Origin of the sequence: Acidovorax carolinensis (assembly GCF_002157145.1) — a bacterium.
Classification (GTDB): Bacteria; Pseudomonadota; Gammaproteobacteria; order Burkholderiales; family Burkholderiaceae_C; genus Acidovorax; species Acidovorax carolinensis.
Genome location: NZ_CP021361.1, coordinates 2,967,926 through 2,981,281, shown reverse-complemented (window position 1 = coordinate 2,981,281; position 13,356 = coordinate 2,967,926). Strand labels below are relative to the sequence as shown.

The window sequence follows — 13,356 nt, the reverse complement described above, 5'->3', positions numbered from 1 at the left end:
ATGGGTCTGTTGAGTCTTGCAATCTGGACGCCGATCGTCTTTGGTGTTCTGCTGCTGGCGGTGGGGCGGGATGAGCATGCCCGCGCAGTCCGCTGGATCGCTCTGATTGGCGCCGTCATCGGCCTGCTGGTAACGCTGCCTTTGTACGACGGCTTCAAGCTGGGTACTGCAGCCATGCAGTTTGTCGAGAAAGCCGCCTGGATCGAGCGCTTCAATGTGCACTACCACCTGGGGGTGGACGGCTTGTCCTTCTGGTTTGTGCCGCTCACCGCGTTCATCACGGTCATTGTGGTGATTGCGTCGTGGGAGTCGATCACGGAGCGCGTTAACCAGTACATGGGCGCCTTTCTGATCCTGTCGGGATTGATGATCGGTGTGTTCTGCGCCCTCGACGGTCTGCTGTTCTATGTGTTCTTTGAGGCTACCCTGATTCCGATGTACCTGATCATCGGTATCTGGGGGGGGCCGAACAAGATCTACGCAGCGTTCAAGTTCTTCCTCTATACGCTGCTCGGCTCGTTGCTGATGCTGGTTGCGCTCATCTTCCTGTACAACCAGTCCGGCGGCAGTTTCGATATCGCTGCATGGCACCAGTTGCCGCTTAGCGCCACAGCGCAGACGCTGCTGTTCTTTGCGTTCTTTGCGGCGTTTGCCGTCAAGGTTCCCATGTGGCCCGTCCACACCTGGTTGCCTGACGTGCACGTCGAAGCGCCCACAGGCGGCTCCGCTGTTCTGGCGGCCATCATGCTGAAACTGGGGGCCTATGGTTTCCTGCGTTTTTCCATGCCGATTGCGCCCGACGCTGCGCGTGAGTGGGCCTGGCTCATGATCGCGTTGTCGCTGGTGGCCGTGATTTACGTGGGGTTGGTGGCCATGGTCCAGAAGGACATGAAAAAGCTGGTGGCTTACTCCTCGGTTGCGCACATGGGTTTTGTGACGCTCGGTTTCTTCATCTTCAACGATCTGGGCGTTTCGGGCGGACTGGTGCAAATGATTGCGCATGGCTTTGTTTCGGGTGCCATGTTCCTTTCGATTGGTGTTCTCTACGACCGGGTGCATTCCCGCGAAATTGCCGCCTATGGCGGCGTGGTCAACACCATGCCGAATTTCACGGCATTTGCCCTGCTGTTTGCGATGGCCAATTGCGGGCTTCCCGGAACCGCCGGATTCGTGGGCGAGTGGATGGTGATCCTGGGCGCTGTGAAGGCCAACTTCTGGATCGGTGGGGCAGCTGCCACGGCACTGATTTTCGGTGCCGCCTATACCCTCTGGATGTTCAAGCGTGTCTATCTGGGGCCCGTTGCCAATGACCACGTCAAGGAGCTGACCGACATCAACAGCCGTGAGTTCCTCGTGATGTCGCTTCTGGCGATTGCCGTGCTGGCCATGGGTCTTTATCCACGCCCCTTCACTGACGTGATGGACACCTCTGTGGCGGAGTTGCTCAAGCATGTGGCCCTGTCCAAGCTGAACTGACCAGACTGAACTGAGAGATTCGAGATGATTGACAACATCAGCTGGCTTGCCATTTACCCCGAGATCGTGCTGTTGGCCATGGCCTGCGTGATCATGCTGGTGGACCTGGGGGTCCACAGTCCACGCCGTACCGCAACCTACGTCCTGACCATGCTCACCTTGGCCGTGGTTGCTGTCCTGCAGGGTGTGTATGCCAGTAGCGGAAACACGTTCTACGGTTTTGGCAACATGGTGGTCAGTGATGCCATGGGCAACTGGCTCAAATGTTTCGCCACCGTGGCCGTGATGGTTACGCTGGTTTACGGACGCCCTTATGCCGCTGATCGTGGCATGTTGCGGGGTGGTGAGCTGTTCACGCTGTCGATGCTGGCGTTGCTGGGCATGTTCATCATGATCTCGGGCAACAACTTTCTGGTGCTCTACCTGGGCCTGGAATTGCTGACTCTGTCCAGCTACACACTGGTGGCATTGCGTCGCGACAACGCGACAGCCACGGAAGCGGCCATGAAGTATTTTGTGCTGGGTGCGATGGCGAGCGGTTTTTTGCTTTACGGTTTGTCGATGCTGTACGGTGCCACGGGGTCCCTCGATATCGGGCAAGTCTTCAAGGCCGTCAATTCGGGCCAGATCCGGCACCAGGTGCTGGTGTTCGGGTTGGTCTTTGTGGTCGCTGGTCTGGCATTCAAGCTGGGCGTGGTGCCGTTTCACATGTGGATTCCCGATGTTTACCAAGGTGCGCCCACAGCCGTCACGCTGATGATCGGTGGAGCCCCTAAGCTCGCCGCATTTGCAATCACCATTCGTCTGCTGGTGGATGGCTTGTTGCCGCTGGCGATCGACTGGCAGCAAATGCTGGGGGTTCTGGCCATCGGCTCGCTGCTGGTGGGTAACCTGGCCGCCATTGCGCAGACCAATCTCAAGCGTATGCTGGCTTACTCCACCATTTCTCAAATGGGCTTTGTCTTGCTGGGCCTCTTGTCGGGTGTCATCAACGGCAATGTGGACGCCGCTGCGGTGGAGAGCGCCTACAGCTCTGCCATGTTCTATGTGGTGAGCTATGTCCTCACAACCCTGGCCGCCTTCGGTGTGATCCTGCTGCTGGCCCGCGAAGGCTTTGAAAGCGAAGAGATCGCTGATCTGGCAGGCCTCAATCAGCGCAGCCCCCTGTATGCGGGCGTGATGGCTGTCTGCCTCTTTTCGATGGCAGGCATTCCACCCTTGGTGGGTTTTTATGCCAAGTTGTCGGTTTTGCAGGCATTGGTGGCATCGGGACAGGGGCTTTACATTGCACTGGCCGTGTTTGCTGTCGTCATGTCCCTGATTGGTGCGTTCTACTATCTTCGCGTTGTGAAGGTGATGTATTTTGATGCACCCCTGACGGCAACCAGCGTGTCTGCGCCCCTGGACGTCCGGGTGGTGTTGACCGTCAATGGTGCGCTCGTGCTGGTGCTCGGTCTGTTGCCCGGTGGTTTGATGGCACTGTGCGCAGATGCCATCGTGCGTGCCCTGGCTACCTGAACCCAATCCAAATATTTCTGTGTCTCAAACTGGCTCGATCTGGCTTGTCATCGTGGCCGCGTTCATCGCGGCCAATCTTCCCTTCCTGAACCATCGGCTTATGGTCATTGGTCCGTTGGCCCAGCCAAAGAAGGCTCTGGTGGTTCGGCTGGTGGAGCTGGTGGCGCTGTACTTGCTGGTGGGGGGCATGGCCCTCCTGCTGGAGCGGCGTGCCGGGCAAATTGCTCCTCAGGGTTGGGAGTTCTATGCCGTCACGGGCACCTTGTTTCTCACGCTGGCTTTTCCGGGGTTTGTCTACCGCTATCTGCTGCGTCGCCACGGTTGATGTGGTGTTGCCGAGGGTGCCGTGATGAAGGTGCTTGACCTGAATTGCCGGAACGGCCATGTATTTGAGGGTTGGTTCTCCTCGGAAGACGATTTTCAGGGGCAGCTGCGCGATTCGCTGGTGCAATGCCCACTGTGCGCAGACACCCACATCTCTAAAAGACTGAGTGCGCCACGGTTGAATCTGGGCGCCCGGCAACCCACCTCCGATTTGTCTGAACCGGCTGCGCCGTTGCCTGTGGCCAGCAGTGCTACGGACGTGTCGGGTGTGGATCTTCAGGCAGCGTGGTTGTCATTGGCGCGCAAGGTGTTGGCCAACACAGAGGACGTGGGCCCACAGTTTGCACAGGAAGCCAGGCGCATCCACCACGGCGAGGCAGAGCAGCGGGCCATACGGGGGCTGGCGTCGCCTGAAGAGACCATGCAGTTGCTCGATGAAGGCATTGCGGTGTTGCCACTTCTGTTGCCCGAAGCGGCCAAAGAAACCTTGCAGTAAGCAATGTGCTTGGCCGGACTCACCGCTCAGGTGGCGTGGACTGCGCGGCAGGCGTTGCGCAGCAGCGGTCATGCCGTGAATTGCAGTGCTGCCAGGCGGGCATAGACGCCACCCTGGGTGAGCAGCATGGCATGGGTTCCCTGTTCGACGATACGTCCGTTTTCCAGCACCACGATCCGGTCTGCGTTCTGCACTGTGGCCAGACGATGCGCAATGACCAGGGTGGTCCTGCGGCCGGTGTGGCGCTGCATGGCCATCTCCAGTGCGGCTTGCACCATGCGCTCGCTTTCCGCATCGAGTGCACTCGTGGCTTCGTCCAGTAGCAACAAGGGCGGATTTTTCAGCATTGCGCGAGCAATCGAGATGCGTTGGCGCTGCCCGCCAGACAGGCGAACGCCCCGCTCTCCCAGAAAGGTCGAATATCCCTGGGGCAGCGCCTCAATGAAGTCATGGGCAAATGCTGCACGGGCTGCGGCGATCACCTCGTCGGCAGAGGCATCGGGGCGGCCATACCGGATATTGTCCAAGGCCGATGCCGAGAAGATCACGGCATCCTGCGGCACGGTGCCAATGTTGGCGCGCAATTCTCCGAGCGCCAGTTGCCGTATGTCCACGCCATTGAGCGCTATGCGCCCGGTGGATGCATCACCGGAACGCTGATCGATGTCATAAAAGCGCTGGAGCAACTGGAACACGGTGGTCTTTCCCGCTCCGCTGGCGCCCACCAGCGCGACCGTTTCGCCGGGTTCGAGGTGGAGCGTGAAGTCGTGCAGTGCCGGATGATCGGGTCTGGAGGGGTAATGAAAATTCACCCCTTCAAAATCCACCTTCAGGCCCCGATCGCCCGTTGGCAGCGGCTGCGGTCGCTCAGGATCCGTTACGGGGGATTCGCCCGCGATCAGTTCCATCAACCGTTCTGTGGCGCCCGCGGCGCGCAGCAGGTCGCCGTAGACCTCTCCCAGCACCGCAACTGCGCCAGCCAGCAAGATGACATACACCACGGTCTGGCCCAGGTGGCCTGCCGTCATTTGTCCCGCCAGAACCGCCTGCGTGCCCCGGTAAAGGCCCCACAGCAGCAGACCGGCATTGGCAATGATGATGAATGCAACGAGAAAAGCGCGCGCTCGCGTGCGGCGCACGGCGGTCTGAAAAGCGTTTTCGGTGGCCTGGGAATAGCGCAGGGATTCACGCGTCTCGGCCGTGTAGCTCTGCACCACAGGAACGGCATTCAGCACCTCGGCGGCGATGGCGCTGGAGTCGGCTACGCGGTCCTGGCTGTCGCGCGAGAGGCGCCGCACGCGCCGTCCAATCCACATCGTGGGCACCACCACCAGTACCACGGCAAGCAGCACCACCGCCATGACGTAGGGGTTGGTCCACACCAGCATGGCCAGTGCGCCGATGCCCATGACCGCATTGCGCAACCCCATGGACAGTGATGAACCGACCACCGTCTGCACCAGGGTTGTGTCTGCCGTCAGCCTTGACAGCACTTCGCCGGTCTGCGTGGTTTCAAAAAATTGCGGACTTTGCTGCAACACATGGCTGTATACGGCATTGCGCAGGTCGGCGGTGACCCGTTCGCCCAGCCAGCTCACCATGTAAAAGCGTGCCGCTGAAAAAATGCCCAGGGCGATGGCAACGGCAAACAGGGCCTGAAAATGCCCGCGCAACGCCATCGTCTGGCTGCCGTGATCCGATGCCAGCAGGCCCGCGTCGATCAGGTTGCGCAATGCCAGCGGGAAAGCCAGGGTGGCGCACGCTGCCAGCACCAGAAACACGAGTGCCAGCCCGATACGAGCCCGGTAGGGCCGTAGAAATGGTAGCAGGCCAGACAGGGAGCGCGGAGTGCCCGGCGCACGCAGGGGTGATGGGTTTGCCATGGGGGCAGTGTAGGCGGCAGGCACGCAAGGGCATTGAATCGCGCTCCATGCGGCGACGCAGTTGCCGGCCCGTCGCCAGGGTGTCCCAGCAATCGGTCCGGTCGTACCCGTGGCCGCTTTGTGCTGGCCGCAGGGAGGGGGCGTTCTTACGTAGGCATTTATACATAGGCATTTGTCCCAGTACCTGAGCCCCCATGTCGCGACTTACGATGCAATGCAACAAAACGCACCCCGAGACCTTGTGGCAAGGCTCTTTCCTCAGCATCCCCATGGAGCGATCAAGGCGCAATGAGCGACGTCATTCTTGAAACCCAAAGCCTGACCAAAGAGTTCAAAGGCTTCACCGCGGTCAGCAACGTGACCCTGTCGGTGCGCCGCGGCTCTATCCACGCCCTGATCGGGCCCAATGGCGCTGGCAAAACCACCTGCTTCAACTTGCTGACCAAGTTTCTGGAGCCGACCTCGGGGTCGATCCGTTTCAACGGCCAGGACATCACCCGCGAGAAGCCCGCTGAAATCGCACGACGCGGTGTGATCCGCTCGTTCCAGATTTCGGCGGTGTTCCCGCACCTGACGCTGCTGGAGAACGTGCGCATCGGGTTGCAGCGCAAGCTGGGCACGGCCTTTCACTTCTGGCGCAGCGAGCGCAGCCTGCGCCAGCTCGATGCCCGGGCCATGGAGTTGCTCACCGAAGTGGGCCTGGAAGACCTGGCCGACGAGCTCACGGTGAATCTGCCCTATGGCCGCAAGCGCGCCCTGGAAATCGCCACTACGCTGGCCATGGAGCCCGAGCTCATGCTGCTCGACGAGCCCACGCAGGGCATGGGCCACGAGGATGTGGACCGTGTCACGCAGCTCATCAAGAAAGTGTCGGCCGGCCGCACCATCCTGATGGTGGAGCACAACATGAAAGTGGTGTCCACCATTGCCGATTGCATCACCGTGCTGCAGCGTGGTGCCGTGCTGGCAGAAGGGCCTTACGCCGAAGTATCGAACAACCCCCAAGTGATGGAAGCCTACATGGGCACGACCGACGGCCAACTGCAGGGAGCCCACTGACATGGCGACCACTGCCTCCAATACCCCCGCACTCGAAATCCGCAACCTCGAAGCCTGGTATGGCGAGTCGCATGTGCTGCACGGCGTGGACATCGTGGTGCAGCCCGGCGAAGTGGTGACCCTGCTCGGGCGCAATGGCGCCGGCCGCACGACCACGATGCGCGCCGTCATGGGCCTCACGGGCGCACGCAAGGGCTCCGTGAAGATCAACGGTGTGGAAACCATCCACATGCCAACGCACCGCATCGCCCACCTGGGCGTGGGCTATTGCCCGGAAGAGCGGGGCATTTTCTCCAGTCTGTCGTGCGAAGAAAACCTGCTGCTCCCGCCGGTCCTCAAGACCGACACGCAGGGCATGTCTATCGACGAAATTTACGCCATGTTCCCCAACCTGGCGGAGCGGCGCAACAGCCAGGGCACGCGCCTGTCAGGCGGCGAGCAGCAGATGCTGGCCGTGGCGCGCATCCTGCGCACCGGTGCCAAGCTGCTACTGCTCGATGAAATCTCGGAAGGCCTGGCCCCTGTCATCGTGCAGGCGCTGGCCCGCATGATCATCATGCTGCGCGAGCGCGGCTATACGGTGGTCATGGTCGAGCAGAACTTCCGCTTTGCTGCGCCGCTGGCCGACCGCTTTTATGTGATGGAACACGGCCGCATCGTCGAGAAGTTCGGTGCCAGCGAACTGGAAGGAAAGATGCCCGTGCTCACTGATCTTCTCGGCGTCTGACCCCCCGGGGTCGATTTGCAGTCTTTACATCGAACGCCATTTTCCGAGGACAAAGCATGAAAAAAACGTTGAAGACCCTGGTTCTGTGGCTGGGTGCCGCTGGCCTGGCAGCCTCTGCGGTGCATGCGCAAGACAAGGTCAGGATTGGGTTCATCACCGACATGTCGAGCAACTATGCCGATGTGGAGGGCAAGAATGGCGCGCTCGCCATTCAGATGGCCATCGACGACTTCGGTGGCAAGGTCAACGGCATGCCGATTGAGTTGCTCACACTGGACCATCAGCACAAGCCTGATATTGCAGCCACCAAGGCGCGTGAATGGATCGATACCCAGGGGCTGACCATGCTGTTCGGTGGCACCAATTCGGGCGTTGGTCTGGCGCTGGCCAAGGTGGCACAAGAGAAGAAGCGCGTGTATTTCGTCAATGGCGCGGGTGCCTCGGCATTGACCAACGAGCAGTGCAGTCCCTACACCGTGCACTATGCCTACGACACCGTTGCGCTGGCCAAGGGAACCGGCGGCGCCATTGTCGAGCAGGGCGGAAAGAGCTGGTACTTCCTGACCGCCGACTATGCTTTCGGTGCATCGCTCGAAGCCGATACGTCCAAGGTCGTGAAAGAAAATGGCGGCACGGTCGTGGGCGGCGTGCGCCACCCGCTCAATGCGTCCGACTTCTCCTCCTTTCTTCTGCAGGCGCAAAACTCCAAAGCCCAGATCCTGGGCCTGGCCAACGCTGGCGGCGACACCATCAATGCCATCAAGGCCGCCAAGGAATTCGGCATCAACAAGACCATGAAGATGGCCGGCTTGCTGGTATTCGTGACCGATATCCATAGCCTGGGGCTGAAAAATACCGAGGGTTTGCTGCTCACCACCAGCTGGGACTGGAACCTGAACGACCAGACCCGCGCTTTTGGCCGCAAGTTCTTTGCCAAGACCAAACGCATGCCCACGGACATCCAGGCGGCGGACTATTCGGCCACGATGACCTATCTCAAGGCTGTGCAGGCGGTAAAGACCGTGGACGCAGACCAGGTGATGGCAAAACTGAAATCGACGCCCATCGACGATTTCTATGCCAAGGGCAGCATCCGTGCGGATGGACGCTTTGTGCACGACATGTATCTGGTGCAGGTCAAGTCACCGGCCGAATCCAAGGAGCCTTGGGACTATTACAAGGTCGTGAAAAAGTTACCTGGTGATCAGGTTTACACCACCAAGGCAGAGAGCAAGTGCGCTCTCTGGAAGTAAACCCCGGTGCGGGCTGCCGGGACCGGCGGCTCTTCGCAGGGGCGGGGTCTTGATGTCTGAGGACTGAAGGTTCCGTTCAGCAAGGCGACAGCCCAGTTTTTAGTCAAACGCAAACTCACAGGAGACATTCATGAGCAACAAACTCAAAGCACTGGCACTGATGCTGGGCGCCGCCGGCCTGGCCACTTCGGCCGTCCAGGCGCAGGAAAAAGTCAAGATCGGTTTCATCACCGATATGTCCAGCCTGTATTCGGACGTTGAAGGCAAGGGCGGCGCAACCGCCATCCAGATGGCCATTGACGACTTCGGCGGCAAGGTGCTGGGCCAGCCGATCGAGCTGCTCACCGCCGACCACCAGAACAAGGCCGACATCGCCGCCTCCAAAGCCCGTGAGTGGATCGACACGCAAGGTGTCACCATGGTCTTCGGCGGCACCAACTCCGGAACCGCCCTGGCCACTGCCAAGGTGGCTCAGGAGAAAAAACGCGTTTACTTCAACAACGGCGCCGGCAGCTCTGCATTGACCAACGAGCAATGCACCCCTTACACAGTGCACTACGCCTACGACACCGTGGCGCTGGCCAAGGGTACGGGCGGTGCGGTGGTGGACAGTGGCGGCAAGAGCTGGTTCTTTCTGACGGCTGACTACGCGTTCGGCCATTCGCTGGAAAACGACACCTCGGCTGTTGTCAAGGCCAAGGGCGGCACCATTGCAGGTGCAGTGCGCCATCCCCTGAATGCTTCCGACTTCTCTTCGTTCCTGCTGCAGGCGCAAAACTCCAAGGCCCAGATCCTGGGGCTTGCCAATGCGGGTGGTGACACCATCAATTCCATCAAGGCTGCCAAGGAATTCGGTATCAACAAGACCATGAAGACCGCCGGTCTGCTGGTTTTCCTGAGCGACATCCACAGCTTGGGTCTGAAGAACACCGAAGGTCTGCTGCACACCACGAGCTGGTACTGGGACAAGGATGAAGAGTCGCGCAAGTTCGCTGACCGGTACTTTGCCAAGATGAAGCGCATGCCCACCGACGTCCAGGCCGCTGACTACTCTGCCACCACCACCTACCTGAAGGCCGTCGCAGCCGTCAAGAGCACGGACGCCGACAAGGTCATGGAATACCTGAAGAAGACGCCCATCAACGACTTCTTTGCCAAAGGCGGTGTGATTCGCCCCGATGGCCGCATGGTTCACGAGATGTATCTGGTGCAGGTGAAGTCTCTGGCCGACTCTAAAAAGCCTTGGGACTACCTGAAGATCGTCAAGAAGATCCCGGGTGACCAGGTGTTCACCACCAAGGCCGACACCAAGTGCGCGCTCTGGAAATAACCCTTTAACCTGAACTCTCCCCACCTGCCGTCTGCCATGGAAATTTTTGGTGTCTCATTGCCGGGTCTATTGAGTCAGCTCCTGTTGGGGCTGGTCAATGGCTCGTTTTACGCAATCCTCAGCCTCGGGCTGGCCGTGATCTTCGGCCTGCTCAACGTCATCAACTTTGCGCACGGTGCGCTGTTCATGATGGGGGCCGTGATTACCTGGATGGCCATGAACTACTTCGGCATCAACTACTGGTTGATGCTGGTGCTGGCACCGCTGGTGGTGGGGGTATTCGGGGTCGTGATCGAGCGGCTGCTGCTGCGCTGGATCTACAAGCTGGACCATCTCTATGGCCTGCTGCTCACACTGGGCCTGACGCTGTTGATCGAGGGCGTCTTTCGCTCGGTCTATGGGGTCTCGGGCCTGGGCTACGACACGCCTGAGTTGCTTGAAGGCGCCACGAATCTTGGCTTCATGATCATGCCCAACTACCGCGCCTGGGTGGTCGTGGCTTCCATCACGGTGTGCATTGCCACCTGGTACGTGATCGAGAAGACCAAGCTGGGCGCCTACCTGCGCGCCGGCACCGAGAACCCGCGCCTGGTGGAAGCATTCGGCGTCAACGTGCCGCTGATGATCACGCTGACCTATGCGTTTGGTGCTGCACTGGCCGCCTTTGCCGGTGTGCTGGCCGCGCCGGTGTACCAGGTGTCGCCGCTAATGGGGCAGAACCTCATCATCGTGGTGTTTGCCGTGGTGGTGATCGGCGGCATGGGCTCCATCATGGGCTCCATCCTGACCGGTCTGGGCCTTGGCATCGTCGAAGGGTTCACCAAGGTGTTCTATCCCGAAGCCTCGTCAACCGTGGTGTTCGTCATCATGGTCATCGTTCTCCTGATTCGCCCCGCCGGCCTGTTCGGCAAAGAAAAATAAGGGGCTGCCCACATGAATTCCAAGAACCTTTCCGCTATCGGCTACGGCCTGTTGTTCATCGGCCTGCTGGTGGCCCCGTTGCTCGGCGCCTACCCGGTGTTCGTGATGAAGCTGATGTGCTTTGCACTGTTTGCCTCGGCCTTCAACCTGCTGCTCGGCTACACCGGCATGTTGTCCTTCGGCCATGCGGCCTTTTTGGGCGGCTCGGCCTATGTGGCGGGCCAGTCCATGAAGGTGTGGGGATTTACTCCCGAAGTCGGCCTGTTGCTGGGCACGGTCAGCGGTGCGCTGCTGGGCTTGGTCGTTGGCTTCTTCGCCATTCGCCGCGTAGGCATCTACTCCACGATGATTACGCTGGCGCTGGCGCAGATGCTGTTCTTCATCTGCCTGCAGATGCCCTTCACCGGTGGTGAGGACGGTCTGCAAGGCGTGCCGCGCGGCAAGCTGTTTGGCCTGATCGACCTGCAAAATGACATGACCATGTATTACGTGGTGCTGGTGGTTGTGGTGGCTGCGTTCTTGCTGATCGTGCGCACCGTGCACTCGCCCTACGGCCAGGTGCTCAAGGCCATCAAGGAAAACGAGCCACGCGCCATTTCGCTGGGCTACGACACCAACCGCTTCAAGCTGCTGGCGTTTGTGCTTTCTGCTGCGCTGTCGGGGCTGGCCGGCTCGCTCAAAACCCTGGTGCTGGGCTTTGCCACACTGAGCGATGTGCACTGGACGGCATCGGGCCACGTGGTGCTCATGACGCTCGTGGGCGGTTTGGGCACCCTGTCGGGGCCGCTGGTGGGCTCGGCCGTGGTGGTGTTGCTGGAGAACAAGCTCGGCGAGATCGGCCAATTCCTGGCCACGCTGACCAGCGTCGAGTGGTTCAACACGCTGGGTGAGTCGGTCACCATGGTGACGGGCCTGATTTTTGTGATCTGCGTGCTGGCATTCCGCCGCGGCATCATGGGCGAGATCATTGCCTGGCTGGTTCGTCGCAAGGAAGGCAGCAAGGGCTGAGTTTCGCTGAGTCGCCTTTTTTGGCCGGTTTGATAGAAGCTGCTGCGCCTCACAAGCGCAGCGGCTTTTTGTATCCCGTCATCTCCAGATAGCCCCGGCCGATCACCGCGCCCGCCCCATTGCGCAACTCTGACAGGCCTTCCCAGTAAATCGCCCCGGTGGAGCCGCTGCTGTCGAGCTCCTGGTTGTCCACCAAGGCTTGCACGCCAAACTGGCCGGCGGGGGTTTCCACCCGCCATTGCACCGGGTAGCGGGCGCCGCTCGAGGGGCTGGTCCAGTGGCGTTGCGCGACAAACGCCACGGTGTTGTCGGCAAACACCTGGGTTGGCCGCCCGGCCGGGCGAAACGAGCCGCCAGCCCACAGCGCAGAGCCGTCGGCACGCCGCAGCCGAAACGCGGTGAGCGCGCTGCCATCGTGCAGGTTCATGCCGATCCAGTCCCAGCCCACGGCCTCGGGGTGCATCAGCGCATCGCTCCATTCATGGTCCAGCCAGGCGCGGTTGGCAAATGGGTTGCTGTTGGTGGTGTCGCCTTCAATGCCCATGCGCCGTCCATTCAGCACGATGGCGCCGCTCACCGCCAGTTGCGGCTGGCTGTAGTAGTAGCTGGCCTGGCTGGTTTCGGGGCCTTTGCGCGACAGGCCCTGGCGGCCCTGCAGCAGCGGTGGCTGTGCGGTATCGCATTGCAGGTCCAGCCCGAAACCTTCGCCCTCGACCCGCGCCGTGTACCGGCTGCCGGCAGAGGAGTTATTGGAGGGCAGTGCGGCTCGGGCAAGTGACCAGTCGCGCAACCGGACGGCCGTGTCGGCCTCGCTGGCCTGCGCCACGCCAAAGCCAGCGCGGGCGATACGCTGGTCGTGGTGCAGGCGCTGGCCTTTCACGTCGGTCAGGGCCGCGTGGGCAAACAGCAGCTGCTTGGCGGCAAAGGCCGACTGCAGGCCTTGCGTGGTGTCCACGCGCGAGCGAAAGAACGTCACCTGAAACCCCCACAACCGGCCTGCCGCCTGCGCATGGCCCGTGAGGTACCACCATTCGGTGTGCAGATCGGGGTGGCTGCCATGGTCGCGCGGAAAGTTGAGCGCCCGGGCTGGCAGCGCATGCGCAATCGCTGGACCCGCTCCCAAGGTCAGCGCAAGCCATTGGCGGCGGGTGCACAGTGATGGAGGCGATGGGAAGGACATGGCAGGTGCGGTGGGCGCGTCAGGGTTGCCGGGCATCCAGGCGCTGGCCGGTGGCGGTGCAATAGCCCCCAGAGCGGGTCAACCCGATGGTGTCGAACGTGTGGGACTGCGCAGGCATGGTGTCGATTGTGGCCCAATGGCTGCGCCGCCGATGCACCGGGCTGACGGGGGGGCGCCTGGC

12 protein-coding genes are annotated in these 13,356 nt (G+C 60.9%); 10 read left to right on the top strand and 2 right to left on the bottom strand.

The features are described from left to right. The 4 genes from CBP34_RS13900 to CBP34_RS13885 are packed head-to-tail and all read left to right on the top strand — an operon-like array spanning position 1 to position 3,814. Positions 1-1,476 carry an NADH-quinone oxidoreductase subunit M gene (locus tag CBP34_RS13900; RefSeq protein WP_094098384.1) on the top strand — a complete coding sequence of 492 codons (1,476 nt, stop codon included), beginning with the start codon at positions 1-3 and terminating at the stop codon, positions 1,474-1,476. Between the two features lie 24 nt (positions 1,477-1,500). Continuing rightward, positions 1,501-2,994 carry an NADH-quinone oxidoreductase subunit NuoN gene (nuoN, locus tag CBP34_RS13895; protein WP_094098383.1) on the top strand — a complete coding sequence of 498 codons (1,494 nt, stop codon included), beginning with the start codon at positions 1,501-1,503 and terminating at the stop codon, positions 2,992-2,994. Positions 2,995-3,013: 19 nt separating this feature from the next. Beyond that, positions 3,014-3,319 (top strand): DUF2818 family protein, encoded by a 306-nt coding sequence (locus tag CBP34_RS13890; RefSeq protein WP_086912969.1) that lies wholly within the window; start codon positions 3,014-3,016, stop codon positions 3,317-3,319. A 24-nt stretch (positions 3,320-3,343) separates the two neighbouring features. After that, a complete protein-coding gene (locus tag CBP34_RS13885) occupies positions 3,344-3,814 on the top strand; it encodes a DUF1178 family protein (protein ID WP_086912968.1) in 471 nt (156 codons plus the stop codon). Positions 3,815-3,882: 68 nt separating this feature from the next. On the opposite strand, the gene CBP34_RS13880 is transcribed toward CBP34_RS13885, so the two are convergent. Then, on the bottom strand, positions 3,883-5,697 hold the full coding sequence (locus CBP34_RS13880) for an ABC transporter transmembrane domain-containing protein (protein WP_094098382.1): 1,815 nt from the start codon (positions 5,695-5,697) through the stop codon (positions 3,883-3,885). 288 nt (positions 5,698-5,985) lie between these two features. Between CBP34_RS13880 and CBP34_RS13875 the strand changes: the two genes are divergently transcribed. From CBP34_RS13875 to CBP34_RS13850, 6 genes are all read left to right on the top strand, one after another. After that, positions 5,986-6,756 carry an ABC transporter ATP-binding protein gene (locus tag CBP34_RS13875; protein WP_086912966.1) on the top strand — a complete coding sequence of 257 codons (771 nt, stop codon included), beginning with the start codon at positions 5,986-5,988 and terminating at the stop codon, positions 6,754-6,756. 1 nt (position 6,757) lies between these two features. After that, positions 6,758-7,483 carry an ABC transporter ATP-binding protein gene (locus CBP34_RS13870; RefSeq protein ID WP_094098381.1) on the top strand — a complete coding sequence of 242 codons (726 nt, stop codon included), beginning with the start codon at positions 6,758-6,760 and terminating at the stop codon, positions 7,481-7,483. A 56-nt stretch (positions 7,484-7,539) separates the two neighbouring features. Continuing rightward, a complete protein-coding gene (locus tag CBP34_RS13865) occupies positions 7,540-8,736 on the top strand; it encodes an ABC transporter substrate-binding protein (protein WP_094098380.1) in 1,197 nt (398 codons plus the stop codon). Positions 8,737-8,866: 130 nt separating this feature from the next. Continuing rightward, complete coding sequence (locus CBP34_RS13860; protein ID WP_094098379.1) at positions 8,867-10,066, top strand: ABC transporter substrate-binding protein; 1,200 nt, start codon at positions 8,867-8,869, stop codon at positions 10,064-10,066. A 36-nt stretch (positions 10,067-10,102) separates the two neighbouring features. Next, entirely contained in the window at positions 10,103-10,987 is an 885-nt protein-coding gene (locus tag CBP34_RS13855; protein WP_094098378.1) for a branched-chain amino acid ABC transporter permease, read from the top strand. Positions 10,988-10,999: 12 nt separating this feature from the next. Beyond that, complete coding sequence (locus tag CBP34_RS13850; protein WP_094098377.1) at positions 11,000-11,995, top strand: branched-chain amino acid ABC transporter permease; 996 nt, start codon at positions 11,000-11,002, stop codon at positions 11,993-11,995. Positions 11,996-12,044: 49 nt separating this feature from the next. Here CBP34_RS13850 and CBP34_RS13845 read toward each other — a convergent pair whose 3' ends face one another. Further along, positions 12,045-13,175, bottom strand: coding sequence for a lipocalin-like domain-containing protein (locus tag CBP34_RS13845; protein ID WP_094099186.1), 1,131 nt, complete (start codon positions 13,173-13,175; stop codon positions 12,045-12,047). Between the last annotated feature and the right edge of the window lie 181 nt (positions 13,176-13,356).

Bases quoted from the DNA above. Each gene is read 5' to 3' on its own strand.
- CBP34_RS13845 (WP_094099186.1), bottom strand. From the start codon at position 13,175: ATGTCCTTCCCATCGCCTCCATCACTGTGCACCCGCCGCCAATGGCTT.
- CBP34_RS13850 (WP_094098377.1), top strand. From the start codon at position 11,000: ATGAATTCCAAGAACCTTTCCGCTATCGGCTACGGCCTGTTGTTCATC.
- CBP34_RS13870 (WP_094098381.1), top strand. From the start codon at position 6,758: ATGGCGACCACTGCCTCCAATACCCCCGCACTCGAAATCCGCAACCTC.
- CBP34_RS13880 (WP_094098382.1), bottom strand. From the start codon at position 5,697: ATGGCAAACCCATCACCCCTGCGTGCGCCGGGCACTCCGCGCTCCCTG.
- CBP34_RS13885 (WP_086912968.1), top strand. From the start codon at position 3,344: ATGAAGGTGCTTGACCTGAATTGCCGGAACGGCCATGTATTTGAGGGT.
- CBP34_RS13860 (WP_094098379.1), top strand. From the start codon at position 8,867: ATGAGCAACAAACTCAAAGCACTGGCACTGATGCTGGGCGCCGCCGGC.
- CBP34_RS13865 (WP_094098380.1), top strand. From the start codon at position 7,540: ATGAAAAAAACGTTGAAGACCCTGGTTCTGTGGCTGGGTGCCGCTGGC.
- CBP34_RS13875 (WP_086912966.1), top strand. From the start codon at position 5,986: ATGAGCGACGTCATTCTTGAAACCCAAAGCCTGACCAAAGAGTTCAAA.
- CBP34_RS13855 (WP_094098378.1), top strand. From the start codon at position 10,103: ATGGAAATTTTTGGTGTCTCATTGCCGGGTCTATTGAGTCAGCTCCTG.
- CBP34_RS13900 (WP_094098384.1), top strand. From the start codon at position 1: ATGGGTCTGTTGAGTCTTGCAATCTGGACGCCGATCGTCTTTGGTGTT.
- nuoN (WP_094098383.1), top strand. From the start codon at position 1,501: ATGATTGACAACATCAGCTGGCTTGCCATTTACCCCGAGATCGTGCTG.